We start from the raw sequence: 26716 nt of genomic DNA, 5'->3' as shown, positions 1-26716 counted from the left end.
ACGCTTCTATTTTTCTTTTGCTTTATTCGCTTCGCCAGAGCCAAGCACATGCTTAAGCGGATTTGGCACAGACACGTCCGGACGGCGCAAATACAGCGGTTCAACAGCTTTTACGCGCTCATCTTTATTTGCGCATTCCAAAGAGCACTGCTCGAAAATTTTCAAACCACTTGAGCCCAAGTCAAGCGCAGAAACTTCTGCAATAATGCCAACATGCGCGATATTTCGCCAATCCTCAACGTACTTTTTAGCACCGTGACCGAGCACATCCACGCAACAATTTTCGCCATTTTCGCCATTTTCGCTAGCTAAATACTCGTTTACACGAGCTACAGCATTTTGCGGATAGTCAATATCCATATCTATTAGCGCATTTCCTTCACCGTCATACAAGGACATGTACACTTGGCGACGGCGCGCATCGTTTAGCGAAAGCACGTAGTGGCGAATAGTAGAGTCGCAAGAATCCTCAGAATCTGGAATATTTAGTAGCAAATCCTTGCAAATAGCGCCATTTTTGCGCGCTTCTTCAAACGCACCGGAACGCATCATAAGGCTTTGAGGAAGAAGACTATCGCACCCCAAAATTTCAGCATTATTTGCAAACGCAATCGCTTTTGCTGCAACTAATCCTGCGCGAAGACCAGTAAAAGGAGCAGGACCTACTCCCACAACCACGCGTTTAATATCGGAAGGCTTAAGCCCCGCATTTTCCACGACTTTTGCAATATTTACTTGCAAACGCTCCACGTGAGTGCGAGAGTCGGTTTCAACAATCGGCTCATGGTCCACAATTCCAACAGTAGAGCCAAATGATGTGTCAATAATCAGCGTATTACTCATGTTTATTCCTCGAAATCACGTACCAGACTAGCTTACTCGCTTAGCACAACTTGCGTTATTTGTTGCGTTATTTGTTGCGATATTTACTTGCGTATTACTCGCAATATTTACTCGCGTATTTCTAGTTACAATTTTGCAAGTCGATTAAGCCAATCCTCGCCAACAGCTTTCAAAGTTACAATTCGCTCACCATCGCTAGTAAAATCGTCTGCTTGCGAAGAGTTAATAGGTCTTGCAATATGAACTTCTAAACGCTCAGCAGCAAGCACTCCAGCCATTTGCTCACCCCACTCCATAAGCACAACAGTGCCATCTCCCGGCTCTTCCAAAGCTTCATCAAGCCCCAAAGATTCAAGCTCGTCAAGCAAACGCGAAACAGTATCTTGACCCGGAGCAAAATCTTCGCCACCCAAACGGTAAGCGTCAACGTGAATTAAAGTCGCAGGCTTGCCATCCGCAAAAGTGCCATGCAATTCGCGCGCAATCGTAAAAGTTGGAGACACAATCGGCTCACTAATTGAAAGCCCTGCGCCAAAACCTTGAGCAAACGTTGTTTTACCAGCTCCAAGAGGACCAGAAAGCAGCAAAACATCGCCTTCTTTAACTAGTTTTGCCACAGCTTTGCCAAGCTCGCGCATATCAGTATCCGTAGGCACAGTACAAACTTTTTGCTGTTCTGACACCGTTTCTTCTTTCATACTTAACACAATCTTTCTAATTTGCAGTTCTTAATTTATGTTTCTTATTTACGATTCTTATTTACGATTCTTAATTTACGCTTTCTAATTTCCTCGAGACGCAATGAGCATAATACATTTTTCAAGCGCATAATTCGCATCACTAGATCCGCCTTTGCATTGCTCATCCGCCCAAGCTAAAGATTGCAAACATTGAGAAACACCTGCACTATTCCATCCAGCAAGCTGACGCATTGCCATTTTAAGAGCCCACGGGTTTACTTTCGCTTCAGCACTAGAAATCGTACCGTTACGAACTGCCATTGCGAGCGCAATTACGCGTACTTTTGCAGCCAAAGCACCTATTAAGGCTATGGCGTCAACTCCTTGAGCAATTGCAGTTCTTGCTGCAAGCACTGCAGAACCTGCATGACCTGCAACAGCTTTATCTGCAACAAAAAAGCCGGTAACTTGCGGATCTGCAATCAAGTATCGGTCGACAATATCAAGCGTTATTGGATTATCGTCATAGTCGAAGCATAATTGCGAGCATAATGATGCAAGCTCGCCTGTTTTGCCACCCAAAACCGCCACAAGACGTTGTGCTGCTTGAGGCTCAACGCTTCGATTGTGACGCTCAAATATGCTCATAACAAAGTTGAGTTTTGCATCGTCTTTTTTAAGATCCGGCACTGTAATTGTGTTTGCGCCAGCTTTCGTAAGGCGCGTAATAATAGACTTTCCTTTAAGCCCACCTTCGTGACGTGCAATAACCCAAGTTGCAGAAGAGTCTACAAAATTATTTTCGTTATTTTCACTATTTTGCGCATTATTTTCGCTATTTTGCGCTTGTTTGCAGAAATTTTCGATTGCGTCTACCAAAGACTCGTCTGCTTGTTGCAAATTATTTATTATTACAATCGTTCCGTCGCCAAAAAGCGAAGGGCCTACAGCTTCATCAAATGCGTACTGATCCGCAGTTGACGCATCGAGTTCAATAATTTCAGCATCCGGAGCACTTTTTTGAACTTTTTCACGCACATTTCGAGCATTTAGCTCGTTTAAGTAAGCGTCACCTCCAACTACCAGCGTAACTGGCATAACGCGTTGCGCGCGCTTATTATTTGCTGCCATAATGCTCCTTAAACCAACCAACTCTTAACCATCATAATATTGCATTCGAATATGCGTGCGTGTTTGCTACTCTTCGAAAATTTTCTCTGCTTCTCGTAACGTTCGCTTTGCCGAAGCAGACCACAGTTGACCAATTATGCTAGCTCTTTGAACATAATACTTATTGCGAAAAGCGCGCAAAGCTAGCATAAACAAAGCCAATATCACAAATTCTGCACACAACATTGCCCACGCTCCTGCAGCACCTTTTATCCATGGAAACACGCCAAAAGATACTTCATCGCACCAACACGCGCACTTTTGCATAAAGCTTGTTCCAATTGATGAAGCTCTCGCAAAAATAAGCGATAATCCATCGTTAAAGCTCGCACAAACTAGTGAAATTAATCCGCACACTGTTGCCCAATCCATAAGAGGCGCAACTATTAGATTAGCTGGCACAGACATAAAAGACACTTCCGGTTGCATAAGAATTTGCACTGGCATAGTCCAAAATTGTGCAGAAAGCGTTATAGCTAGCGCAGAAGCAACACAAGATGGCATATATTTTGCAAACGTTTTAGAAATCGGCACTCCCATAACAACAATTCCCAAAGTTGCTGCAGAAGAAAGAGCAAAAGCATAATCCCAAGCGTACGAAGGGTTTACTAGTAACACGCTTATAACAGTCCAACTTAAAGCACTAGCTGACTGGTATGGGCGTTTGCAACACCACGCAACAGCGGATATTACTCCCATAATTAACGCTCGAAGCACAGACGCAGAAGGGTAAACTATCGCAGCCAAAGCAATTTGCAACGTAATTTGTATTAAAGATGTAGCCCAACGAGCTAACAGTAATCGTGCGCAAAACTTGCGAATAATCATACTAAGTAGCAAAAAGTGTCCGCCTGAAACTGCCATAACGTGCATGATTCCAGCATGTTGAAAATGTTGACGTGTCATATTCGCATAAGTTTCGTCGACAGGCTCAAGTGAACTTGCATCCTCTACTGGCACATATTCTTGCCCAAGCATGCCAACAGTTACTCCAGGAACCAACATTCTGCCTTGCATATCGAGCTTATTTGTTACGTCATAAAACGATTTCCACAAATTACTAACGACTTTGTGCCAAAAGTCTGAGTCTTGTACAACATGCAAGTTTCGTTGAGTTTTTTCTACATGCAATTCAGGCTTACTACTATCAAATCTCGAAGCTTTTACGCTAACCGGAACGCTTAGGCTCGAACCATAACTAAGTTGCTTGCATATTGGCAAATACGCATACAGTCGCGCTTGAACGTAACTTTTTTGCGCATCAAACTTATGCACTTGAACATTTGCTTGGCAATCTCCTTTAAAACTTCTAGACGAGCGCACAGGAGTAACTACTGTAAATTCTGCAAAATGCGCGCGTTCGGCATTATTTCCTTGAGAATACAGTGCTTTAGTAGGATTATTGCCGCGTATTTCTCGCATAATAACGTCACCAGATATCACATATTGAGTTATGTACGAAAGCATGCACGCAGCTACAAAAACGTTTATTATTACTAAAACTGTTCTGCGCCATATAAAAAACTTAATTTTTTGCAAAATATAAAAATCGAAACTATAGTTGCATTGAATAAAACTATTGAAATGCAATAAATTATAGTAAAATCGTATAAGAATTTTCCAATTAAGCACCCAGCCCAGCACGCTGCAGCGACAGGAATCATACGAAAGTCACGACTTCCAGAAACGTTTTCTACTTTTTCTACGTTTTCTACTATCTCTACGTTTTCTCGCATAATTCACCTATTTGACGTCAACATTCCCACGGAATTTATTCAAGGTTTTAGGCCCGATTCCTTTAATTTGCATCAAATCTTCTAAACTGCGAAAATAACCAACTCTTTTACGCTGAGCAATAATGCGCGCAGCAGTTTTGGGACCGATTCCTTTTAAGGTTTGTAGTTGATCAAGCGTTGCAGTGTTTATATTGATTCTGCCAGTGTTACTTTGATTAGAAGCAGTATTTTTGTTGCTTCTGTCGCTTTTGTTGCTACTGTCGCTTTTGTTGCTTCCGCTGTCGCCTTTACTGCCGTTATTGCCTTTACTTACATCACCTCCGTCACTTCCGCTGTTTTCGTCGCTTACGCTGTTTTCGACGCTTTCATCACTTACGCTTTTTTCTTCATCATCATTTTTATTCTTATCTTTTACATTATTAAAAGAAGACTTTTCGCGACTAGTATCGTCGTTTTCTATTGCAAACGCGCCTGCTTTTTCGTTCTGAACTCGTTGATATGTTAAGGATTGAGAAATAAGCATTGTCAAGCTTGCACAAAGAGCTGCAACTAGTATCAGCATTAAAGCAAGCGTATGCACAGGCTTCATGTGAAATCTAGGAGAAGTTTTGCTACTTATAATTTCTTCATCAAAAGAATTACAAGCTTTTTCGCAATAGTCGTCACTAAAATTTTTACCAAAATTACTGTTAGAAAATTCTTCTAAAGACGTTGCAATTCGTCTCCGAGGCAAATCAGACGCAGGCTTATTAAACCTAAAATTATGCGCATAATTCTGCCCAAAATTCTGCTCAAAGTCTTCCATAAATCCCCCAACTCTTAAAGTTCTTAACTTAACTATTGGGCAACTTATAGCACTTCGCAACAAAAATCCGCGCCTGTGGTTAAAAGCAAAAAATTAGCAACACCGCTATCTTTTACAATCGTATTACTAACGCAGAAACCGTACTGCGCGAGTAACGTATAACTCCACTTATTCGTTACTAACGCAGTCTACGCACTGCACGAGTAACGCTAAATCGCAATTATTCGTTACTAACGCAGAAACCTCGAAAAAAAATGCTGTAAAGCACAAAAAATCGCGCAACACATATATTGCTGAATATAATTCCTCTTCCAACTACCTATGCTTTTAAAATTTACTTGATTAAACTTTATATAAACGCTATATTAAATATATAGTAAAAGGAGTTGTAGTGCGTATTAATGAGGAAATAAAACGTATAAGAATGCAAAGTCTTCTAAGTCAGGAAGATTTTGCAAACAGCATAAACATTTCCTTTTGCTCTGTTAATAGATGGGAAAATGATAGAGCGGTTCCTAACTACAAGGCCTTAACAAAAATAAAGAAGTTTTGCGAGGACCGCGGAATTGATTTCAATATTGATATCAGCAACTTGGGGGGAAAATAATGAAAGTACTTAGTTTATTTAGCGGATGCGGCGGATTGGATTTAGGATTCGAGAAAGCTGGTTTTGAAATACCGGTAGCTAATGAGTTCGACAAGACTATATGGGATACTTTCAAGATTAATCATCCGAAAACACATTTAATCGAAGGTGATGTTAGAAAAGTATCAAAAAATGATATCTCTAAATATCTGTCTGACGACTTGGATGGAATTATCGGTGGACCGCCATGCCAATCTTGGTCAGAAGCCGGTTCTTTGAGAGGCATAAATGACGACAGAGGGAAACTTTTCTTCGACTATATTCGTATACTGAAGGATTTTAAACCTAAATTCTTTTTAGCAGAAAACGTGAGCGGCATGTTAGCCAATAGGCATTCCAGCGCGGTTCAAAGTATTCTGAAACTTTTTAATGAGGCTGGTTATGATGTAAATCTTACACTCGTTAATGCTAAAGACTATGGTGTTGCTCAGGATAGAAAACGCGTATTCTATATAGGATTTAGAAAAGATTTAAATATAAAATTTTCTTTTCCAAAAGGATCTACAGAGGATGATGACAAAAAACTTACCTTAAAAGATGTCATTTGGGATTTGCAGAATACTGCAGTTCCTGCAATAACAAAAAATCACCACAACCCAGACTCTATCAACAATAATGAATATTTTATTGGCGCATTCTCATCTATTTTTATGAGTAGAAACAGAGTCCGTTCTTGGAATGAACAAGGTTTCACTGTGCAAGCTTCTGGAAGACAATGTCAGCTCCATCCTCAAGCTCCTAAGATGGTTAAATTAGGTATTAATGATTGCAGGTTTGTAAAAGGAAAAGAATCTCTATACCGTCGAATGACAATAAGAGAAGTAGCCAGAGTACAAGGATTTCCAGATAATTTTAAGTTCATATACGATAGCTTAGATATAGGCTATAAAATGATTGGAAACGCAGTACCAGTAAATTTGGCATTTGAAATAGCTACTGCAATTAAAAAAGTTCTATCATAATTCAGATAAGTGGTGGGATCTGAGTTTAAAGTTCCCACCACTTATTTATGCCTATATGTTCACAGATTCAGTATGCATTATTAATTCAAGACTTAAATCATTAGTATTGGAAATGCCTAATAAATCTAAAGCTGATTTTAATCGTTCATATACAGCATCTCCCTTTTCCAAAAGAGGTCTATCAAATACTAATTTATAATCCAATTTTCCGTTATTCACGAACCAATTTACATAAACAGCCAAAGGTCTGTTACCATCATATTCGTCTTTAATCGATCGATAATTTAGGGCTTTGCAAGCAAAATATACTTCTGGGTGATTATTAACATATTCTTCAATAGTAACTAGAGAATTAACTGCATCTTGAACAGTATCTACATTATCTTTTTCAAATAGCAAAAAATTAGCGACACCGCTATCTTTTACAATCGTATTATTAACGTACGCATTTCTTTTATCTTCAGATAGGTTTGTACCTGCATAAACATCAATGACTTGCTGCCTAGTAAGATCTATTTTTTCACTTAATTTCCCGCTTTTAACATTTAATAATTCAAATTTCCAGCCAAGAGTAATTGCACCATCTTCAATACGACCTAATTTACTTTTATATATCAATGGTTTTGATTCAAAACTACTCTTCAGCTTAGCTGTAGATGCACTTATAATTTCTTTCCATTTATAGCCAAATAGCTGTTCTGCTCTAATAGCATTAGTTTTATTTTCAAGAAATTCAGCATTTTCTTTCTTAAAAGATATTTTAAATTCTTTAATATTACTGTTAGCGTCAATAGCCCGTACGTATATATCAGTTTTTGGTTCACCTTTTTTACAAGTTGGTTTTCCAGAATTAATTATTTTAAATTGTTTATCTTTATACGAGAAAGTATTATCTATACTAAATAAAGATAACACTTTGTGCTCTTCAAATCCGAACGTTTTTGACATAGCTAAATTTCCTATCTCATTTTACAACTTCATAAAATATTATTAATATTTACATCTTAAAATTAAAAAGATTACATATACTATATTTGTATTTACTTTAACTTACCTTTTATAATTTGCTAATTGATTTTCGCTGTTATTGTAAATCATATTTATTGTTTTCGCACCATCTCTTCCATAGCAAGCAATTTTTTCTGACTATAGGTCGAAAATGTGTAAAAATCATGTCTTGAGTCTTGCAATACAAACGTATTGCGGTAATCGAATCTGTTTTTGCACATTCGTCACACGTACAAAAAGTGCGTAAAAATAAGCTCATAACCATTACTGCAGTAGGGCTCGTGGTATATCGAATGTGATTTATTTCTTATACACATTGGCGTTCGAAGCATGCATTAGCTGAATATTTAGCAATAAACCGTCAAACGCTGTTACTGGCGCAGTCTACGCACTGCACGAGTAACGTATAACTCCACTTATTCGTTACTGGCGCAGTCTACGCACTGCACAAGTAACGCTAAATCGCAATTATTCGTTACTAACGCAGAAACCTCGAAAAAAAAAATGCTGTTAAGCGCGAAGAATCAAACGCTCGCGCGGGTAACGCGCTCGCTACGAAACTCGCGTTGGAAGTCCACTGGACTTCCAACGCGAGTTTCCGCATTGAAATGCCTACGCGCGCTACGCTTTGAGCGCTCCGGCAAGTCAATGCGCAGCTTAATTAAGCCGACTTTAACCTTGACTCAGCTTTCGTCAGGCACAATAGACACAATCTTCGGAGCCTTCACAATCACCTTGCGCGGAGCCTTACCGCCCAAGCGATCAGCAACGGCTTCTAGCGCGAGCTTTTCAAGCTCAGAAGCGTCAATATTTGGATCGACTTCAAGCTTTGCTCGAACCTTGCCCTTGATTTGCACAACGGCAGTAACAGTATCCTCACCAACGTAGCGAGAATCCGCAACAGGCCAATCTGCGTGAGCAATCGACTTTGCGTGTCCAAGCTTGCTCCACATTTCTTCGCAAATATGCGGCGCGATTGGAGCCAGCATAAGAATCAGAGGCTCAACAGCTGCTCGCGGCACGTGAGGAAGCGAAGTCAAGTGGTTGTTAAGCACAATCAGCTTAGCAATTGCAGTATTTGGACGCATTGCTTCCATTTCCACAGTCACTTCTGCAATTGTGTTGTTAAGAATCTTCAGCGTCTTATCGTCCAAAGCGTCGTCGGTTACTACGCAAGCTCCGGTTTCTTCGTTCACAACGTTACGCCACAAGCGCTGCAAGAATCGCATTCCACCAACAACGTTACGCGTATTCCACGGACGAGACTCAGAAAGCGGACCCATGCTCATTTCATACAAGCGGAACGTATCTGCACCGTAGTTTTCATACATGTAGTCTGGAGTCACAATATTCTTTAAGCTCTTGCCCATTTTGCCGAACTCGCGGTTCACGGTTTCGCCGTGCCATGTAAAGGTTGGCTCACCAGCGCCGTTTGAAGCGCCTTCTTCAACCTCGTCAGCAGGAACGTACTGTCCGCGCTCATCCGTATAAGCGTAAGCCTGAATCATGCCCTGGTTAAACAGGCGGTGGAATGGTTCAGCAGAATCCACGTAACCCAAGTCGTAAAGCGCCTTATGCCAGAACCTGGAGTAAAGCAAGTGCAAAACTGCGTGCTCTACACCACCAACATAAAGGTCAACGCCGCCAGAAACATGCTCTTTGCCTGGACGGTTAGTGCCCATCCAGTAGTCATATTCGTCGCTGTCAACCATATGCTCAGCGTCGTTTGGATCCAAGTAGCGCATGTAATACCAGCAAGAACCAGCCCAGTTTGGCATAGTGTTGGTGTCGCGATAGTAGGTCTTTACGCCGTCGCCAAGGTCGAGCTGAACTTTTACCCAATCATCGTTTCGACTCAAAGGTGCTTCAGGCTCCGAATTTGCGTCGTCTGGAGCGTAAGTTTTTGGCTGATAGTCTGGAACATCCGGCAAAGCAATTGGAAGCTCGCTATCTGGCACTAAGTGAGCAACACCGTCCTCATCGTAAACGATTGGGAATGGTTCACCCCAGTAGCGCTGGCGAGAGAACAGCCAGTCGCGAAGTCGGTAAGAAACCCTACCTTTTCCTACGCCTGCAGCTTCAAGCCAAGTCGTCACCTTTTTAATAGCTTCGTCTACGCGCAAACCGTTAATAGACAAAGCATCGCCGAGCTTATGAGTGTGCTCTACTGCTGAATTAATAACAATTCCGTCGTGTGACACAAACGGAGCTTTACCTTCGTAATCTGCCAACTTTTCTTCGGAATCAGGCAAAGGCTCAACAGTGTAGATTACTGGCAAACCGAATGCTTTTGCGAAATCGTAATCGCGCTGGTCGCCGCCAGGAACTGCCATAATTGCGCCTGTACCGTAATCCATAAGCACGTAGTCTGCAGTAAAGAGCGGAAGTTTTGCTCCAGTTACAGGATTAATTGCATAAAGACCAGTAAACAAGCCGGTTTTTGCTCCTGCATCTTCCGTGCGATCTTTAGCAGTTTTTGCGCGAGCTTGAGCTTGATACTCTGCCAAACCTTCTTTAAGACTTGCGTAACCGCCCTTCCAGCTTTCTGGAACGTCTGCACCCCAAGCTTCTGGAACATGCTCAAGAATTGGGTGATCAACAGAAACAACCGCAAAAGTTGTACCAAAAAGCGTGTCTGGACGAGTAGTGTACACTTCCAAATCGCACGTTTCGCCGTCAGCACACGGCACTTCAAAGTGCACGGATGCGCCGTGAGATTCGCCGATCCAGTTGCGCTGCATAAGCTTAACTTTTTCTGGCCAATCAATAGTGTTCAAATCTTCAACCAAGCGGTGTCCGTAAGCGGTAATTCGCATGGACCACTGGCGAAGGTTGCGCTGGAATACTGGGAAGTTTCCACGCTCAGACTTACCTTCTGCAGTAACTTCTTCGTTTGCGAGCACAGTTCCCAAGCCTGGGCACCAGTTCACAGGAGATTTAGAAATATAAGCAATACGGAAGTCGTTCAAAACGTCCGCTTGCTCTACTTTGTTAAGTTCTTCCCACTTTTTGCCTGCAAAACCAGGAATTTCGCGCTTGCCGCTCTTAAACTCGTCAACGAGTTCAGCAATCGGACGAGCAGAACCCTTTCCGCCGTCTTTGCGCACAAAATCAGTGTCATACCAAGCGTCATAAAGCTTCGAGAAAATCCATTGAGTCCAACGCACATAATTCGTGTCAATAGTTGCAAAAGACCTACGATCGTCAAAGCTCAAGCCCATACGATGCAACTGCCTGCGCATATTAGCAATATTCGCCTCAGTGGTGATGCGTGGATGCTGACCAGTTTGAACAGCATACTGTTCTGCTGGCAAACCAAAAGCGTCGTAACCCATTGCGTGAAGCACGTTTTCGCCCTTCATGCGATGGTAGCGGCTTACAACATCCGTTGCCAAGTATCCAAGAGGATGTCCAACGTGCAAGCCCTTGCCAGAAGGATACGGGAACATGTCCATTGCAAAGAAAGAAGGACGACCGTCAGCATTCCTGCCTTCGCCATCCTTCAAATTGCCCTTAACATTAGCAGCCCAGAATGTGCCCTGCTCGTCCCAGGTTTTTTGCCAGCGCTGCTCAATATCTTGTGCGAGCTGCGCGTTGTAACGAAAAGCTGGCTCAGCAATAGTAGCTTTGTTGTCAGCTGTTGCATACTGTTGATCGTTGTCGTTCATACCCTAGGACTATAGCGTCTAATATCGTCATTACGCAACACTTTTTACAAGTTTTGTTAAGAAAAATATGCTTTTTACGAAAGTTTTACTGTTTAATGCAATAAATTTACGCAAACAAGCTTTTTCATAAAATCAATTATTACAATAGTAAACAAAACAATAGTAAACAAATTATTATTAAATAACTTTTTGATACAAGAGGTTAAGAATTGAAAGTACCGAAGAATACACTACTACTTATTGCTTGTTTAGTTTGGGCAGCAGCAGGCTTTAATATTCTAAATATTGGGTTGTTAGCATACCAAAATTATTTGCAACCACTTAATTATGCTTTGTCTATTCTTGTTTTTGGCATATTCCAATTCCTAATTTTTGGCAAGCTTGTAAAAAAGCATACTCAAAGAATTAACGGCTATGCGGAAGAAAAGCAGTTTTTCCTAAAATTCTTTGACGTAAAATCCTTCATAATTATGGCTTTTATGATGACAGGCGGAATTGCTTTGCGCGCAACTAACGCAGCTCCAGAACAGTTTATTGCAGTGTTCTACACAGGCTTAGGAACTGCACTCTTTTTAGCAGGATTACTTTTTGGTTATCAATTTGCAAAAACGCTCTGCCCTGCACTTAAACACAAAGCATCTGATTGTGCTAATACTTCAGTAAAATAGTGAGTTTGGGAATAATTTAATTTATTAATAAATATTTTATTAAGTATGTAGCGCATGTTTCGTATGCGCTACTACGTTAAGAAGGCTTCTATGAACAACGCTGTATATAAGAAAAGTAGATTATACGCTCCTGAGCGTTTCTTTGAATGCGAAGGTAAGGGCTTAAAATGGCTTTCTGAAGCTCATAAATATGGCGGCCCTAGAGTGGCTGAAGTATTTGATTGGGGAAACGGTTACCTTAATATTGAACGCATTGACACTCACTCAGCAACACCAATTGCTGCATTTGAGTTTGGTGCAGCGCTTGCCCATATGCACGATTACGGTGCAAAATATTTTGGTGAAGCACCAGCAGACTACGATGGCAAATGCTATTTTGGACCTTTAAGCGATCCAGTTGAAATGCCAACTGGCACTTGGAGTAATGTTATTGACTATCTTGCGGACGGACGATTGCGTCCTATGGTTGAGCTTGGTATTGCTCGCGGAGAGCTTACTAAAAGCGATTTAGATCTTACAAACGAAGTTATTGATGCGCTGCCTGATTTATTAGGAAAAGCTGCAGAAGATAAGCCTGCTCGAGTTCACGGAGACTTGTGGAGTGGAAACGTGTTATGGACTAAAAGTTCAGACGGCGAACACACTGAAGCTGTGCTAATCGACCCTGCAGCACATGGTGGGCACCGCGAAGAAGACTTAGCAATGCTTCATCTATTTGGAATCAGCTATTTTAAACAGATTTTAGACGGCTATCAGTCTGTTCACCCACTTAAAGCAGGTTTTGAGCAGCGCATGATTATTTGGCAGCTCTACCCTATTGCAGGACATTGCGTGTTCTTTGGTGGAGGTTACGTGAGCGAATACCGTAATATGTGCAAAAGTCTTATAAAAAGTTCTATAAGATAATTTTGCTCACTAAAATAGCCTAAAATAGCAGCGTAAGTATTTAGCACACAGCTATATACAATGTTAGAAGATAGTTACAAGTAGAACACATATAGACAGCAACAGATAGACCACGAAACGAGAGGTCACTACTATGATTCGTTTGTGCAACAGAACTATGCATCGTTCTTTAGTTATGCTGGCAGCATTAGTTACGATGCTTTTTGTTGTTAGCTCGTGCGCAAGTTCAACAAAAACTTCTTTAAAATCTGAAAATAAAGAACAAGCGAGTCACGGTAACGTTATTGTTTTTACTCCAGCAGATGGATTATCAATAACACGCAATAAACCTTTAAGCACGTGGGACATATTGGTTCCAGAATTAATAAAATCGTTAAAAGATAAGGGATTTGACGATAATTCTATTACTACTAAAACTTCTTCTAGCCTTTCAGAACAAAGCCGCGATGTTCAAGATTATGTAGTAAATTTGCTAAGCTCATTGAACAATGCAAAACAGAATAATTCAGGAAAGCACAATTCTGTTTCTGAAAATTCAAAAATCAAAAAACAATTAAGCAAAACGACAATTGTTATAGCTCCATGGACTAGCAAAAACGGCAATAATAACTATGGAGATTATGCAACATTACCTGCATCTAATTCTGAAAATACGCAAAAATCAGATACTCAAGGCTTAAATTTACAAAATAACGACATTTCTCAATCATCCAAAGATGAGCTTAATGCAGAAAAACGATTGGCATCATCACTTAGCCTAGCAAAAAAGGCAGGAATCCACATTGTTATGCTCTCACGGAGTGTTAGCGGTTTTAAACCTGATGTGATGTTCCATTTATCTGACGCAAGAACCATTGGCGAAATTCAAGCAACGACTCTGGTACAAAAAATAGCTCTAGATCGTGCAACTAAAGAAAATCCACGCTATATTGAAGTTCTTTTGCCATGCCACAATCAAAAAAATATTAATGCAAACAATCACAACCAACAAAATGGCATCGACGAAACAAGCGAGGATGATGACCCTAAAAACAATACACATGCAAATAGCGAAACAGAATTCAATGATGATTTTGCTGAAGAAGCATTCGATGGAATTTGGAAAGTTTTGAGACCATATTTTGCTTCTGGAACATTAATCAGTACTTCTGGAAGATTGAATGTGAATAGTAGCGAAAAAGACTGGACAAATGTTGCTTTCGACGCAGATGCAGCTGACTCTGTGAAAAATGAGTTAACAAAACGAATTACAAGAAGCACGAGTCTTTTTACGCATTCAAGGCATCGCGTTGATGGAATTATTGCACTCGATGATCAAATTGCTTTACAAGCTGTACAAGCACTAAACGATCTTGGTTATGAAGGAAGCGCAGCAGACATAAACCCATCTTTCAATTTGCCGGACGTTATCGGAAACTTTATAGGAAAACGAGATCTTAATAAAAGACCAGTTCCTGCTCCAAAAGATTCTGCAAAGAAATCCGAAAAAGAATTAAAACAAAAGCAGAAAAAAGATGAGGAAGAAGAATCAGAAGCAAAGAAATGGCCAGTAATAACTGGTTATGGCGCGTACAAAAATATTATGCCAAACATTGTGAACGGAAAGCAGTGGATGACATCTATAGAAAATCATAAGAAGATTGTTCAAGATCTTACTGCTACTTGTTATTCTTTGAACAAAAACGGTAAGCTTGACAAAAAAATTGCTACAGTGCAAACAAAAATTGAGCATGGGGAAACTGTCCCTACTGTTAATGAGCAACTAGTGGCAGTAAGCGCAACAAATCTAAAGTCGCTTTTAATTGACCCAGGCTACATATCATTAGCAGACGCGGGCTTGTAAATACAATTTTTGAATACGAGTTGCGTTACGCAAGTTGCGTAATACAAGTTATGTAACGCAAGTTATGTAGTAACGCAAACTATATTCCAAGACTTTACACGCAGCTAACGTTTGCGCGGAGCGTAGATAACGTGTTCGATAAGGTCGCTATAACGCTCTACAACAACTTGACGACGCGCCTTTAAACTTGGCGTAATCAAACCGTTTGCTTGAGTAAACTCATCTGGAACTATTTCGAACTTGCGAATAGATTCAGCTCTAGAAACTAGCTCATTTGCTTTGCTAACAGCACGCTCAACTTCTGCTCGCACAATACCGTTACGTGAAGCCTCTTTTAAAGACCGCACAGGACATGCACCACGCGAAGAAAGCCAAGTATTTACTTCTGATAAATCGAGCGCAATAATTGCTGAAACGAACGGCTTTCTGTCTCCAATAACAACAGCTTGAGAAATAATAGGCGAAGACATTAATGAAGCTTCTAACGCATTTGGAGATAAGTTCTTACCGCCAGCAGTAATAATAAGATCTTTCTTTCTGCCTGTAATACGCACAAAACCGTCATCGTCTAAAGAACCAAAGTCACCCGTATGCAACCAGCCGTTTACAATTTGTTGTTTGGTAAGCTCAGGATTATTATGGTAGCCTTTGCACACTGCAGGACTCTTAATACACAATTCGCCATCGTCAGCAATAGCAACAGATACACCCTTTACAGGCAAACCAACGGTGCCAATGCGATAACCTGTTGTAGGATTCACCATAGAAGGAGCACAAGTTTCTGTCATTCCATAGCCTTCGAGAAGAGGCAAACCAATTCCATTGAAGAAATGCGCAATCGACAAATCTAAAGGAGCACCACCCGAAATAGCGTATGAAACAGATCCTCCAAATACGTGCAACAGTGGAGCATACACTAATTTTTTACATATTGAATGGCTAAGAGCAAGCATTGGAGGAACCATTGAACTAGACTGCTGAGCGCGAGACCATTCGCGAGCAACCTTAGATGCATAAGCAAAAATAAAACCTTTTACTCCCCTGCCTGCTTTTTGAGAAGCAGCATTGTAAATCTTCTCAAAAATGCGTGGAACACCAAGAATAAATGTTGGTTTAAAAGTTTGAAAATCAGACAATACAGTTTTCAAATTACTAGTCAAACCAAGAGTTATATTTCCAGCGAAGCAGAACAATTGCATAAACCTAGCAAAAACGTGCGCAAGAGGCAAGAACAGCAAAAGACGAGGGCTGCCTTTTAGAGCAATATCTGGCATAGAAATAACACCTGATTTAGCAATAAAAACAAAATTGCTATGAGTCAGCTCAATTCCTTTTGGCTCGCCAGTTGAACCTGAAGTGTACACAATTGTTGCTATGTCACTTCCATTAACAGCATGTACGCGTTCATAAAATTCAGCATCAGTTACTGCTTTACCGTATTCAATGCACGCGTCGATAGCACCACGATTCATTACATATACGTCGTGAAGAGTAGGACATTCTTCCTGAACAGCTTCTACTTTTGGCAACATTTCAGGAGACTCCACAAATATTGAACATACTTGAGAATCTTGAACAATATGTTGTATTTGCAACGAAGAGCTTGTTTCGTAAATCGGCACTGTCAATGCGCCTATAGACATAATAGCCATATCCAGAACTGTCCACTGCCATGAAGTGTGAGCAATAATTGACACAGCGTCACCAGGCATTACTCCTCTAGCAATAAAGCCTTTAGCAACAGCTATTACCTTATCTTTAAATTCTTCAGCAGTATATGACTTCCAAACGCCGTCAGCTCCAACGTATTCAACCAAAGAGCCATTAGGATTGCGCTCTGCTCGCTCTTCTAGCAGTGAGAAAACATTAACATCTATATCAATAGACTCATCAAGTGGACGAGAATATTCTTGCATATTAGCTCCTCTATCTGCTGAATTGACGTATATCTTTACTATACGCGATTTGCAAGCCTTCGCATATGCGAATATCTACAAGATTGTAATAAATTTTGTTCATTTATCTACAAATATCTACGATACAAATATATTATTTTTCTTATTCCACAGGCTTAAGCACAATGCGGCGCTTAACAGTCATTCCTTCAGGATTAGCATATGTGCGATTTTTGCGCTTTAAACCCCACTGCACACAAGTTGTGCCGCAATGGTCCGAACCTCCTTCGACATGTGCAAAATTCTGGCCTCTTTTCACAAAAACACCAACGCTAAACTTTGTTACAGCAGGCTCAAAAGTAGAAGTTAGTTCACCATGCCTAATAGTCACAACTGATTTACCAGCGACCTTACCAGCAAAACTAATAACGCCATCTGCAGGCGCAAATAAAGGAGTTCCTGTGCTTGCAGCTAAATCTACGCCGCGATGCCCAGCCATCCAGGGTTTAGGCGGAGGATTAAAAGCTTTTACAATTCTCGCAGGTTTTACAGGCCATTGCATAGCTGACTTGCATGTTTTTTCGCTATAATCACCTTTAGAAAGAGCACACTTGTGGCAACATGACACAGCAGATTTTGCAACATAATATTTAAGACGATGATTATTTTGCGAAATTTCGGATTGTAAAAACAGTGCATCTAATAAAATAACTGAGATTATAAAAATCCCCAAGCAGGCAGCTATTTTGTAATATAATTCATAATTTTTGCGAATACACATATATTCCCCATCCATATTTTTATAAAATGACTTTTATAAAAGTTTTGCAGCTAATTTGCGAAAATCATAAGCTTTTTAAGCATTGTGGATAAAACATACGCTTATAATCACTATTTCGACACGCCAAAACACGCCATATTTGCATCTTTGAAAATTACGTGTAATATAAATGTCTTGTGCACAGCGCTTAGTTGAGCACAAGATATTCCTGCGTAGCTCAGTTGGCAGAGCGTTCGACTGTTAATCGAATGGTCGCTGGTTCAAGCCCAGCCGCAGGAGCCATAAAGCCACTGGTTATCCAGTGGCTTTTTGCGTTAAATATCACGACTTGCATTCACAAGAAAAATCTTAATTGTTTAGCACTAATTAGCGTGGCTAACATAAACACTTTGGCGTATTATATAAACAAGTTGCGTATTCAAATGCGCTAATGTTGAGTAGCAATAGATAACAGAGGATAAACATGAATCAACATAGCTCCGATAATGTTGAAACGAACCAAAAGAAAAAGCTCATTATTCTCATAGCGGGAATTGTTGTGCTAGCTTTAGCTCTTGGTATAGTTGGCACACTTTGGTACATGAAACAAACTGAACGCACTAAAGCAGCTCGCAGACAGTGCGAAATAAAAGTTGCACAAGTTTCTAAAGCAAACACTGTGTGGAAAAGTTTAATGCATGACAAAGTAATAACGGATCTCACAAAAGGTGACTCTGACAACGCAAAAGAACTTGCTAAAATCATGAGCGAAAAAGTTCCTGATAAAGTATCTTGCACAGCAGACTCACCTGAAGAACTTGGTTCCAAAAGCGCAGAAGCTTTAGCTGCTTCTGAGTGGTATGCAGTTAAAGCAAAAAGAGTGCGCGAATTAGCTGTTACGCTACTAGACGAAAATAGCAAAAAAGATAAAGACAAAGACAAGCAAGACGAAGAAACAAAGAAGCAAGAGATAAATGAATCAACTGGAATTGTAATTCAGCGTTCAAATATTGTCCCACCAAAGCCAACGCCAAAGCCAACGCCGACGAAGAATAATCAAAACACTAAGAAACAGAATACTGAGAAGGATAAGGACAAGGACAAGGACAAGGACAAGGACAAGAACAAGGATAAAGATAAGGATAAAGACAAAGACAAAGACAAAGATAAGGACAAAAACAAAGATAAGGACAAAAACAAAGATAAGGACAAAAACAAAGAACAAGAAAAAGACAAAGACAAAGACAAAAAAGGCAGCGGAGACGGATCTGGTGACGAAAGCCATAAAGTAAATAATGGTCAGACAGAACCGAAGAAGAGTGGTGAGGAAAAGAGCAACAAGAAAAAGAGCAACGAAGAACCACCTGTACAAATCGAAGATCATGGCACAACACAGCCATAAAACATATTGCTCTGTTATCTAACTCAATATAAAAGCTCCCAGCAATACGCTGGGAGCTTTTATATTATCTAAATCTACATCGTAAACGATGTTGAACTTTATAAATTATTCGTTCACTTTGTTTACTCGAACATGAGTTAAATCGACTTCTTCAAGAGGAATTACTCGAGTATGATTCTTAATCTTGTAACCAATGTATAGAACGATAAATAGCGGCACAGACATGTACGTGATTCCAATAGCCTGCCAGTTAAGAGTTGCAAATGAGTGCAAATCCTGACCAACAATAACAAGAACGCATAGGAAGAACGCAACAATAGGACCAAACGGATACCACTTTGCTCTGTAGACTAATTCATCTAAGGAATGACCTTGAGCCAAGTACGCTTTACGGAAGCGATAATGAGCTGCAGCAATACCAGCCCAAGCAATAAAACCAGTCAAACCACTTGCAGCAACCAGGAACATGTATATTTGATCGCCAAAAATACTCATAAAGAAAGTAAATAACGCGACTACAAATGTAGCAATCAACGCAGGAACAGGAATACCACGAAGACTTACTTTGCTAAATACTTTTGGAGCATTATCTTCTTTTGCGAGCGAATAAAGCATTCTCGTTGAAGCATACATGCCGGAATTTGCTGCAGAAATAACAGAAGTCAAAATCACTGCATTCATAACTGCTGCTGCAGCAGCAAGACCTGCACGCTGGAACACAAGAGTGAATGGGCTAATAGCAATATCAGTTACGTCAGAACCAAGTAAGTTCTTGTCAGTATAAGGAATAATGCAAGCAATAACGAAAATAGCAAGAATGTAGAAGAGAAGAATGCGCCAGAACACTTGCTTTACAGCCTTTGGAATACTCTTTTCTGGAGTTGCAGACTCGCCTGCAGTAATACCAATAAGCTCAGTTCCCTGGAAAGAGAAGCCTGCAATAGCGAAAGCACACAACACTGCAGGAACACCGCCTGCAAATGGAGCGTCCTTATGAGTGAAGTTTTGCAAGAATGGCGCTTTGCCGCCAACAACACCAACAATCGTAAGCGAACCTATAACAAGGAATACGATTACTGCCAACACTTTAATAATCGAAAGCCAGTACTCGGTTTCTCCAAAGCACTTAACTGTAAGCACATTGATAAGCAAAATAAGCATAAGAACCGACAGCGAGAAAATCCATATTGGCACTGTTGGGAACCAATATTGCAAAACTATTGCTGCAGTACTAACGTCCACTGCAACCGTAATAGCCCAGTTAAACCAATAGTTCCAGCCCATTGCAAAGCCAAGTGCAGGATCAATAAAACGTCCAGAATATGACGCAAATGAACCGCTAATAGGCATAAATGTTGCCATTTCGCCAAGGGAAGTCATAAGGAAGTAAACCATAATGCCAATTGCACCATAAGCGAGCAAAGCGCCGCCAGGACCAGCCATATGGATTGTTGCACCACTAGCAACGAATAAGCCTGTTCCAATGCTGCCACCTAAAGCAATCATGGAAATATGGCGAGTTTTTAATCCTCTATGGACATCGTTATTTTGATGAGTATTCTGCTGAGTATTCTGTGCAGCAGTAGATGATAATGAACTACTCATTTTTCCTCCTTTCATGACAATCAGAGGCAAAACAAGCAAGCAAAAGCAAGCGTGTCGATAGCTCTCCGCAGCGGATGCCAAATCACTGCGACAGTCCTTGGTATATTAAGCCAAGTCCCAGCTCACTACTTTTGGGATTAAGCAGTAAACTTCGGCGCTCTCCCCTTTTGTAAACAATCAACGCTTTCCCTAGCTCATGCTTACTACTCTTGTCGAGCGCGACCTCTGGTCGATGTTGTTCATTATTAGTACGACTTGCAGACAAACTGTAAAAAATACGGCGTGGCGCATAAAAAACGAAAAATAATAGCAAAAAACGCCACCTCAAAAGAGGTGACGTTTAAAATTTGTGGAGCTAGGGGGATTCGAACCCCCGACCCCCTCCATGCCATGGAGATGCGCTACCAGCTGCGCCATAGCCCCGTTTTTATTTATGCCGTTCAAACGAACCTTTGATAGAATACAACAAATAGCCGCTCTATCCAAATGCGGCGTGTCGAATTCAACTTACAAATTCCAAAATTATGCAAATTCTACCAACAATTTAGTCGCCAATTTGAAAACCAATTCAAGAACCAATTCAAGAACCAATTCGAAAACTAATTAGCATTGGCACTTCCAGATTGATCACCATTACCAGGAGAAGTTACATTGTTTGAAGAGCCAGCAGATCCCGAAGAACCCGAAGAACCGGCAGATCCAGCACCTGCATCAGAGCTATCAGTGCCCGATCCGCTATTCCCACTAGCAGCATCACTTGAATTCGTTCCTGAATCATTGTTAGTGTCACTACCTAAATCATTATCAGAATGACCACTTGTTGAGCCATCTGCATTTTCATTGCTATGCTCATCATTTTCGTCTTCATTAGCATTTTTATTATCAGAATCATCATGAGATTTCTTATGGTCTTGATTAGTATTCGTGTTAAGACGTTGCTTAGGTTGAGGCTGATTTTGCTGCTGCTCATGGCTAATTTCTTCAGGCTTATTAATATTGTCTGTGCCTTTTCCTTGTGTAAACAAAAGAACAGCACCTGCAGTAACGATAACAGCTATAAGAGCACTTATAACAGCAACAACAATTGTTGTACTATGATCGTTTCTGTTTTTGTAAGGTACAGAAGAGTAACCGTAGTTTTCACTAACAACCTTAGATAACGGCACCGGCTCTGGAATTGTGCCTTCCGACAGCTCCATGTCTTCTTCATGCTGTTCACGTAATTTCGACAATTCCAAAATACGCGTATTTTCTAATTCTGGATTACTAACTTGCGAGCTAACAGTGCGTCCAGATCTTGCGTTTTGAACAGTCATATTTCTGTCATCTGCAGGATCAGTATTAAATTGCAACGGATTTGATGAATATTGCATATGAATATCATCTCCAATTCTTTTAGAATCAACATTCTCTAAATCATTTGAACGCACGCTAGAATATGACGCATTACTAAAATTAGGCTGTTCTGTAGAAGTATTCTGATTCGTTTCCGAAAGTTTACGCGATGAAGCGTGAATGACATTTTGATACAACTGCGAGGCTACTGCAGAAACAATAGAACCAATAGCTACGCCAACAACTGAACCAGCAATACCAATTTTAGAAGCAAGTAAAAACGAAGTCACTGCAGCGAGCGATCCAGCTAATACTTGCGTAAACGATATGCCTTTGAAGAAATTCTTCACTTATGCACCTTAACTATTTATGCGAATATAATGCCAAAACGCATGGCAAATATGCAAACTCAAATACCAACATCATTACAACAATGATGGTATCACTCTACGCAAAAATTGCACAGTATTGCCAGAGCATTCTTACAACAAAATCACAAGTCTTATATACATAAAACTTAGCTACACAAAACTGAAATGCCTAAGACTTAGCAACCTCAAAATCTCTATCTTTATAAGAAAGCTCACAATTGGCTTTTTTATCACAATAATGCTCGCCTAAGCTTGCAGTAATAATTGCAGCAAATATTAAAGCAAATCCCACAAAAGCCATGCTAGAAACATGCTCATGAAAAAGAACAGTAGAGAATAAAAGTGTGAACAAACTTTCAGTACACATAATCACTGAAGCGTTGGCAGTAGAAAGATTCACCAAACTATAGTTTTGCATAATTTGCGCAACTACTGTTACTACCACTGTAAGGTAGAACATATTAGCAAAAATAGAGAAATGATCAGCAGCGTTAAAGTTTGGCAAAGGTTCATAAATAAGCGCGCCAGCTACAAAAAGTACGCCTGAAACAACAAATTGCCCAAAAGTTAACGTAACAGGATTATATTTACGAGAATAATACGCAAGGAACGTAAGATTAAAAGCAAAAACTACAGCACATAATAAAGTAAGGAAATCTCCATAAGACAATGTGAGAACAAGCATTCCAGGCTTTAATGCCACAAAGCCCACTCCAGCAACGCACATAACTGCAGCTACTAATCCTAAAAGAGTTGGCTTTTTCTTGACGATTAACCAAGCAGAAAATGGCGTAATTACGCAATATGCTGCTGTCAAAAACGCGCTACGACCTGGATCAATTGAACGTAATCCTTCAGTTTGCAAAACTAAAGTAGCATAATACGTAATTCCAGTTAGCAAAGAAGGAACAATAAGCTTTTTTGTAAAAGTTTTACGAAGCGTACTGAAAAAAATAACAGCCATAATTGCGCAAGCACCAACCATACGAACGCCCATAAGCCATTGCACAGGAAACACTTCAAGAGCATATTTTGAAGAAACATAGCTGCCACCCCAAATAGCAGCACAAATCAACAGCATAATCTGAGCAATATGAACACTTTTGCCTTGAGGCATGCCCGATTTATCCGAAAGCGGTTCAGCTATAGATTTAGCTGTTCCATATTTCACCTTCATAATGTTTCCCCTTCAACTACAAAAGTTGGTCCTTTAAAATTTTTCTTTTATAAAGCGTTTTAGCTTATAAAATAGACAGAATAGCCATAAAATCGTGAAAAGTACAACTTTCTGGCGTTCCTCCGTAAAATTTCCGATATACGCTTCAGAAAACAGTAGCAATCAAGCATTTTGCTGTATAAATTTCACCCACGCAACCATTGAAAAATTGGGTGATTTATGTCACAACTTACAACTTTTTTATGCTACACACTCGTATACACTTCTAAATCAGCGTAATGTAGCAATGTAGGCTTATAAATTGCGCACGAAGAAAGTGCGCAATCTTGTTAGGAAAGGAATACTATGGCAACTCTTAGCGCAGATATGAAAGAATTTATTGCGAATAATTTGGCTTGGATTGCAACAGTGAGCAAAGATGGCGAGCTTGATTTAGGACCAAAAATGTCTATGTTCGTACTCGACGACAACCACCTTGCATACCACGAGCGCACTGCAGGTCAGCATTATAAGAACTTGCAAGATGGCAGCCAGCTGGTTGTAGCAGTTGCTAATTTGGCAGAAAAGAAGGGCTATCGCTTCCGCGGAACCGTTACCCTTCACACTGATGACGCGATTTACGAAGAGCAGGTGCGTGTAGCTGAAGAAAAAGGCACAAAGAAGCCAGCTGCAGTTCCAGTTATGGAAATCAAGGAGATTCAGGACTTGACTTCTGGAGCTACTGCCGGCAAAACAATCGCAAAAGATTAATTCGTCGTCATTCAGTCGTGTGTATATTTGTGTGGTAGAGATTTGAGATTTTTCGCACTGAGCGCGGCGAACGTCAGAGCCGCAGGCTGCTGATTCGCCAAGCGAAGAAGAAAAATCGAAAAATCTCTGCGATTTGCACGGTTATTAACGATTAAGCACGCAGAGTTTGGGAGATTTCTTTACGAGCGCTAAAAGAGGACTGAGGAAGCAACGTTCTTTTAAGAACAAAGCAGACAGTAAAGTCTTTAACAGCTAGAGCAACGAAGGACGGGACGCGCGAGGAGAGAAATCCCCCAAAACTCGCGCCACACCAAACGAATTGCAATATAAACTATAGCTAATTAATTTATAGCTGCGCAAAACGCCGAATTAGTACGTTTAGAGTAGGCGTCATACAATATCGAGTGGCGTTCGTCCTCAACGGCGAAGATGAACACCACTCAATTCTTTACTTGATTATTTAGTTGTAACTATTTTACTTGCTTTCTTTACGCAATGCTTGCAGTCTAGCGTTCATTTCTTCCGCTTTCTTCTTCTCGAAGTAATAAATTACTGCAGCAATCGCAATCGGGAAAATAACAGTGAACGCAATCCATCCGCAAATCACAGCTGGCTCATCTTTGAACGAAATCCACCCAACAATCACAGATACAATAAATTGAATAGCAATTGGCGGAACTAGTGCAAAAACGAACTTTGCAAGATTTGACATACGCTCATTCGACCAAAAAATAGCGAACACTCCATAGCTTATGCCTATAACAAACGTTGCTACAGCATAAGATGCAATTCTGTTTCCAACCGCAGTATTTGCTAACAAGCACGACACAAAACTGATTGCAGTAAAAATAGTGCACCCTATGCCAATGCCATTAACAATGTTTTTTACCATTGTTTTACCAAAAGTTGTAACTTGCTTTTCCATAATAATCGTTTCCTTTTTAAGTATTAAAATCTTGTATTAAAAAATTAGTATTAAAAATTTTGATAGTTTTATATTCGACTACGCTTAAAACTACATTCCTAAGCGCTTTTTGAACCCTGCTAAGCATCTGCGACTAATCCACTCAACGCTTCCGTCGTCCATTTTTACGCTCATACTTCCGCCGAATCCTGGATCGACTCGAACAATGCGATTCAAGTTCACGATTGCGGATTTAGATATGCGCACAAACGACGCGAATTGCGGATTGTCAAAATCCATTAGACGCTTGTAAGAAACGCACTCGCCTTTATCACTGTGAATAATTACGCGCGAATTTTCAACGCAAATCATAATCACATCTGGCTCGTGCATAACAATAATCGAATCATTAATATAACCGTATATAAATGGATTATTGTTGCCCAACTTATCTGAAGTATTAATTTCAGTATTATTTTCAGCACTTCTTACATTTGCATCATTTGAGTCAATGCTTTGTAACTGAGCGATAATGCGCTTAAGCTCATCGTCAATATTGTGAATTGACAACTGAACTGACTGCTCTTCCTCAGGTGGAACAATAGCAATAGATACTTTCATCAAGCCTCCTTTCCGTACGCTACTGTTAGCGTTTGTTAGCTTTTTGTTTTGTAATTTTGACTATACGGCACTGTAAATAGTCTGTCTTTACAAAATCGCTAAACGGTAGCTTTCGATAATTAAGCGGTAAAGGAGAGATTACGCAGCACCCCAAATGCGAATAAGACGCTGGCTTGTAGGGTCAGCTGCAGGACCTTGATCATAAGCATCCAAACGCCAATGAATCGAACCATCCGCGTTAAGGCTTGGAATTAAGCGCGCCCAACGGCCGTTTCCCATGCCGCCAATCGTCTTGTAAGAAGGATCTACTTTATCTAATCCAAGCAGTTTATGAACAGTTTGCGAAAGGCAAGAGCCATGCGAAAATACTAGCAAATCACGGTCTGAACCGGTTTTGCGAGTCCAATCTTCTACTGCAGCAGCAGCGCGCTCTCCTACTTCCTGCTTATCTTCAGCACCATGACGAAGCTCTCCGCCTTTACCTTCAACCCAAGCTTTGAAATCTTCCGGCCACTGTTCGCTAATCTGCTGGCGATTCAAACCTTCCCACTCGCCAAAGAAACGCTCGCGCACACCATTTTCAACATGCACATGAAGCCCAAGCTTATCTGCAAAAGCGTGAGCCGTTTGCTGCGCGCGAATAAGCGGAGAAACAATCGCCACAAAACTAGCATCCGCTTCTTCCGGTGTAATACGCACATGCTCAGCGCTGTTCGGATCCTTTGGATCTTCTAAGTCAGAAGCGCCAAAAAGCACACGCAAAGCTTTTCCAGAACGAGTTACCTGATCCATTCCAGACTCATCCAAAGCAATATCAATCATGCCTTGCAAACGGAACTGTGCATTATACGGAGTTTGACCGTGGCGAATAAGCATAACAGAGCGAGCAATTCCTTCGTGCGCACTATTAATGGAATTATTTACGTTACTCGCAACATTTTCTACGAAATCAACCATGGTT

23 protein-coding genes, 2 tRNA genes and 1 riboswitch are annotated in these 26716 nt (G+C 40.5%); of the genes, 8 read left to right on the top strand and 17 right to left on the bottom strand.

The window, feature by feature from the left end; all coding sequences use genetic code 11:
- Positions 1 to 6: 6 nt before the first annotated feature.
- The 6 genes from tsaB to HXT34_RS01840 form a co-directional block, all read right to left on the bottom strand.
- Positions 7 to 843 carry a tRNA (adenosine(37)-N6)-threonylcarbamoyltransferase complex dimerization subunit type 1 TsaB gene (gene tsaB, locus HXT34_RS01865; RefSeq protein ID WP_421785224.1) on the bottom strand — a complete coding sequence of 279 codons (837 nt, stop codon included), beginning with the start codon at positions 841 to 843 and terminating at the stop codon, positions 7 to 9.
- A 125-nt stretch (positions 844 to 968) separates the two neighbouring features.
- Entirely contained in the window at positions 969 to 1541 is a 573-nt protein-coding gene (tsaE, locus tag HXT34_RS01860; protein ID WP_421785222.1) for a tRNA (adenosine(37)-N6)-threonylcarbamoyltransferase complex ATPase subunit type 1 TsaE, read from the bottom strand.
- Positions 1542 to 1625: 84 nt separating this feature from the next.
- On the bottom strand, positions 1626 to 2654 hold the full coding sequence (holA, locus tag HXT34_RS01855) for a DNA polymerase III subunit delta (protein WP_421785220.1): 1029 nt from the start codon (positions 2652 to 2654) through the stop codon (positions 1626 to 1628).
- Between the two features lie 66 nt (positions 2655 to 2720).
- Positions 2721 to 4160, bottom strand: a complete 1440-nt coding sequence (locus tag HXT34_RS01850) for a ComEC/Rec2 family competence protein (RefSeq protein WP_421785218.1) — start codon at positions 4158 to 4160, stop codon at positions 2721 to 2723.
- 29 nt (positions 4161 to 4189) lie between these two features.
- Complete coding sequence (locus HXT34_RS01845) at positions 4190 to 4429, bottom strand: hypothetical protein (protein ID WP_421785216.1); 240 nt, start codon at positions 4427 to 4429, stop codon at positions 4190 to 4192.
- Between the two features lie 7 nt (positions 4430 to 4436).
- On the bottom strand, positions 4437 to 5234 hold the full coding sequence (locus HXT34_RS01840) for a ComEA family DNA-binding protein (protein ID WP_421785214.1): 798 nt from the start codon (positions 5232 to 5234) through the stop codon (positions 4437 to 4439).
- A gap of 424 nt (positions 5235 to 5658) precedes the next feature.
- Between HXT34_RS01840 and HXT34_RS01835 the strand changes: the two genes are divergently transcribed.
- Positions 5659 to 5841: a helix-turn-helix domain-containing protein gene (locus HXT34_RS01835; RefSeq protein ID WP_421785418.1), complete on the top strand. Its 183-nt coding sequence runs from the start codon at positions 5659 to 5661 to the stop codon at positions 5839 to 5841.
- Complete coding sequence (locus HXT34_RS01830) at positions 5841 to 6842, top strand: DNA cytosine methyltransferase (RefSeq protein ID WP_421785212.1); 1002 nt, start codon at positions 5841 to 5843, stop codon at positions 6840 to 6842. The genes HXT34_RS01835 and HXT34_RS01830 overlap by 1 nt, the downstream gene beginning before the upstream one ends.
- Positions 6843 to 6893: 51 nt before the next feature.
- Here the strand turns inward: HXT34_RS01830 and HXT34_RS01825 are convergent, their stop codons facing one another.
- The gene (locus tag HXT34_RS01825) at positions 6894 to 7790 is read right to left on the bottom strand and encodes a hypothetical protein (protein WP_421785210.1); all 897 of its coding nucleotides are present in this window, start codon (positions 7788 to 7790) and stop codon (positions 6894 to 6896) included.
- 743 nt (positions 7791 to 8533) lie between these two features.
- Complete coding sequence (gene leuS, locus HXT34_RS01820) at positions 8534 to 11518, bottom strand: leucine--tRNA ligase (RefSeq protein ID WP_421785208.1); 2985 nt, start codon at positions 11516 to 11518, stop codon at positions 8534 to 8536.
- Between the two features lie 209 nt (positions 11519 to 11727).
- On the opposite strand from leuS, the gene HXT34_RS01815 reads away from it, so the two are divergent.
- The 3 genes from HXT34_RS01815 to HXT34_RS01805 all read left to right on the top strand — a co-directional run bounded on the left by HXT34_RS01815 (position 11728) and on the right by HXT34_RS01805 (position 14935).
- A complete protein-coding gene (locus tag HXT34_RS01815; protein ID WP_102703171.1) occupies positions 11728 to 12186 on the top strand; it encodes a hypothetical protein in 459 nt (152 codons plus the stop codon).
- Between the two features lie 90 nt (positions 12187 to 12276).
- Positions 12277 to 13092: a fructosamine kinase family protein gene (locus tag HXT34_RS01810; protein ID WP_421785416.1), complete on the top strand. Its 816-nt coding sequence runs from the start codon at positions 12277 to 12279 to the stop codon at positions 13090 to 13092.
- A 133-nt stretch (positions 13093 to 13225) separates the two neighbouring features.
- Positions 13226 to 14935 carry a hypothetical protein gene (locus HXT34_RS01805; RefSeq protein WP_421785206.1) on the top strand — a complete coding sequence of 570 codons (1710 nt, stop codon included), beginning with the start codon at positions 13226 to 13228 and terminating at the stop codon, positions 14933 to 14935.
- 104 nt (positions 14936 to 15039) lie between these two features.
- Here HXT34_RS01805 and HXT34_RS01800 read toward each other — a convergent pair whose 3' ends face one another.
- Both HXT34_RS01800 and HXT34_RS01795 read right to left on the bottom strand, forming a co-directional pair.
- Positions 15040 to 16851, bottom strand: a complete 1812-nt coding sequence (locus tag HXT34_RS01800) for an AMP-dependent synthetase/ligase (protein ID WP_421785204.1) — start codon at positions 16849 to 16851, stop codon at positions 15040 to 15042.
- Positions 16852 to 16993: 142 nt separating this feature from the next.
- A complete protein-coding gene (locus tag HXT34_RS01795; RefSeq protein ID WP_415683818.1) occupies positions 16994 to 17611 on the bottom strand; it encodes a M23 family metallopeptidase in 618 nt (205 codons plus the stop codon).
- 206 nt (positions 17612 to 17817) lie between these two features.
- Between HXT34_RS01795 and HXT34_RS01790 the strand changes: the two genes are divergently transcribed.
- A tRNA-Asn gene (locus tag HXT34_RS01790) sits at positions 17818 to 17893 on the top strand.
- 181 nt (positions 17894 to 18074) lie between these two features.
- Positions 18075 to 18992, top strand: coding sequence for an ATPase (locus HXT34_RS01785; protein WP_421785201.1), 918 nt, complete (start codon positions 18075 to 18077; stop codon positions 18990 to 18992).
- Between the two features lie 105 nt (positions 18993 to 19097).
- Here HXT34_RS01785 and HXT34_RS01780 read toward each other — a convergent pair whose 3' ends face one another.
- The 4 genes from HXT34_RS01780 to HXT34_RS01765 form a co-directional block, all read right to left on the bottom strand.
- Positions 19098 to 20498: an amino acid permease gene (locus tag HXT34_RS01780; protein ID WP_415689696.1), complete on the bottom strand. Its 1401-nt coding sequence runs from the start codon at positions 20496 to 20498 to the stop codon at positions 19098 to 19100.
- Between the two features lie 149 nt (positions 20499 to 20647).
- Positions 20648 to 20834: riboswitch (Lysine riboswitch) on the bottom strand.
- Positions 20835 to 20947: 113 nt separating this feature from the next.
- Positions 20948 to 21020 (bottom strand) — tRNA-Ala (locus HXT34_RS01775).
- A 176-nt stretch (positions 21021 to 21196) separates the two neighbouring features.
- The gene (locus tag HXT34_RS01770; protein ID WP_421785199.1) at positions 21197 to 22282 is read right to left on the bottom strand and encodes an ATPase; all 1086 of its coding nucleotides are present in this window, start codon (positions 22280 to 22282) and stop codon (positions 21197 to 21199) included.
- Between the two features lie 190 nt (positions 22283 to 22472).
- The gene (locus tag HXT34_RS01765; protein ID WP_421785413.1) at positions 22473 to 23420 is read right to left on the bottom strand and encodes a DMT family transporter; all 948 of its coding nucleotides are present in this window, start codon (positions 23418 to 23420) and stop codon (positions 22473 to 22475) included.
- A 405-nt stretch (positions 23421 to 23825) separates the two neighbouring features.
- Between HXT34_RS01765 and HXT34_RS01760 the strand changes: the two genes are divergently transcribed.
- Positions 23826 to 24230 (top strand): pyridoxamine 5'-phosphate oxidase family protein, encoded by a 405-nt coding sequence (locus tag HXT34_RS01760; RefSeq protein ID WP_415688100.1) that lies wholly within the window; start codon positions 23826 to 23828, stop codon positions 24228 to 24230.
- 475 nt (positions 24231 to 24705) lie between these two features.
- Here HXT34_RS01760 and HXT34_RS01755 read toward each other — a convergent pair whose 3' ends face one another.
- The 3 genes from HXT34_RS01755 to HXT34_RS01745 form a co-directional block, all read right to left on the bottom strand.
- Positions 24706 to 25155, bottom strand: coding sequence for a DUF3021 family protein (locus HXT34_RS01755; protein WP_415683814.1), 450 nt, complete (start codon positions 25153 to 25155; stop codon positions 24706 to 24708).
- A gap of 90 nt (positions 25156 to 25245) precedes the next feature.
- Positions 25246 to 25755: a LytTR family DNA-binding domain-containing protein gene (locus HXT34_RS01750; protein ID WP_421785196.1), complete on the bottom strand. Its 510-nt coding sequence runs from the start codon at positions 25753 to 25755 to the stop codon at positions 25246 to 25248.
- Positions 25756 to 25893: 138 nt separating this feature from the next.
- Positions 25894 to 26712: a histidine phosphatase family protein gene (locus HXT34_RS01745; RefSeq protein WP_421785194.1), complete on the bottom strand. Its 819-nt coding sequence runs from the start codon at positions 26710 to 26712 to the stop codon at positions 25894 to 25896.
- Positions 26713 to 26716 lie beyond the last annotated feature (4 nt).

The sequence above is a fragment of the Gardnerella sp. DNF00983 genome (genome assembly GCF_049244265.1).
In the GTDB taxonomy this organism is placed as follows: domain Bacteria; phylum Actinomycetota; class Actinomycetes; order Actinomycetales; family Bifidobacteriaceae; genus Bifidobacterium; species Bifidobacterium vaginale_J.
This window is presented reverse-complemented; position numbering and strand designations above follow the sequence as displayed.

Bases quoted from the DNA above. Each gene is read 5' to 3' on its own strand.
- HXT34_RS01835 (WP_421785418.1), top strand. From the start codon at position 5,659: ATGCAAAGTCTTCTAAGTCAGGAAGATTTTGCAAACAGCATAAACATT.
- HXT34_RS01765 (WP_421785413.1), bottom strand. From the start codon at position 23,420: ATGCCTCAAGGCAAAAGTGTTCATATTGCTCAGATTATGCTGTTGATT.
- HXT34_RS01845 (WP_421785216.1), bottom strand. From the start codon at position 4,429: ATGCGAGAAAACGTAGAGATAGTAGAAAACGTAGAAAAAGTAGAAAAC.
- HXT34_RS01805 (WP_421785206.1), top strand. From the start codon at position 13,226: ATGATTCGTTTGTGCAACAGAACTATGCATCGTTCTTTAGTTATGCTG.
- HXT34_RS01825 (WP_421785210.1), bottom strand. From the start codon at position 7,790: ATGTCAAAAACGTTCGGATTTGAAGAGCACAAAGTGTTATCTTTATTT.
- HXT34_RS01745 (WP_421785194.1), bottom strand. From the start codon at position 26,712: ATGGTTGATTTCGTAGAAAATGTTGCGAGTAACGTAAATAATTCCATT.
- tsaB (WP_421785224.1), bottom strand. From the start codon at position 843: ATGAGTAATACGCTGATTATTGACACATCATTTGGCTCTACTGTTGGA.
- HXT34_RS01750 (WP_421785196.1), bottom strand. From the start codon at position 25,755: ATGAAAGTATCTATTGCTATTGTTCCACCTGAGGAAGAGCAGTCAGTT.
- HXT34_RS01810 (WP_421785416.1), top strand. From the start codon at position 12,277: ATGAACAACGCTGTATATAAGAAAAGTAGATTATACGCTCCTGAGCGT.
- HXT34_RS01850 (WP_421785218.1), bottom strand. From the start codon at position 4,160: ATGCTTTCGTACATAACTCAATATGTGATATCTGGTGACGTTATTATG.
- HXT34_RS01780 (WP_415689696.1), bottom strand. From the start codon at position 20,498: ATGATTGCTTTAGGTGGCAGCATTGGAACAGGCTTATTCGTTGCTAGT.
- HXT34_RS01755 (WP_415683814.1), bottom strand. From the start codon at position 25,155: ATGGAAAAGCAAGTTACAACTTTTGGTAAAACAATGGTAAAAAACATT.
- leuS (WP_421785208.1), bottom strand. From the start codon at position 11,518: ATGAACGACAACGATCAACAGTATGCAACAGCTGACAACAAAGCTACT.
- HXT34_RS01800 (WP_421785204.1), bottom strand. From the start codon at position 16,851: ATGCAAGAATATTCTCGTCCACTTGATGAGTCTATTGATATAGATGTT.
- tsaE (WP_421785222.1), bottom strand. From the start codon at position 1,541: ATGAAAGAAGAAACGGTGTCAGAACAGCAAAAAGTTTGTACTGTGCCT.
- HXT34_RS01840 (WP_421785214.1), bottom strand. From the start codon at position 5,234: ATGGAAGACTTTGAGCAGAATTTTGGGCAGAATTATGCGCATAATTTT.
- holA (WP_421785220.1), bottom strand. From the start codon at position 2,654: ATGGCAGCAAATAATAAGCGCGCGCAACGCGTTATGCCAGTTACGCTG.
- HXT34_RS01830 (WP_421785212.1), top strand. From the start codon at position 5,841: ATGAAAGTACTTAGTTTATTTAGCGGATGCGGCGGATTGGATTTAGGA.
- HXT34_RS01795 (WP_415683818.1), bottom strand. From the start codon at position 17,611: ATGTGTATTCGCAAAAATTATGAATTATATTACAAAATAGCTGCCTGC.
- HXT34_RS01785 (WP_421785201.1), top strand. From the start codon at position 18,075: ATGAATCAACATAGCTCCGATAATGTTGAAACGAACCAAAAGAAAAAG.
- HXT34_RS01760 (WP_415688100.1), top strand. From the start codon at position 23,826: ATGGCAACTCTTAGCGCAGATATGAAAGAATTTATTGCGAATAATTTG.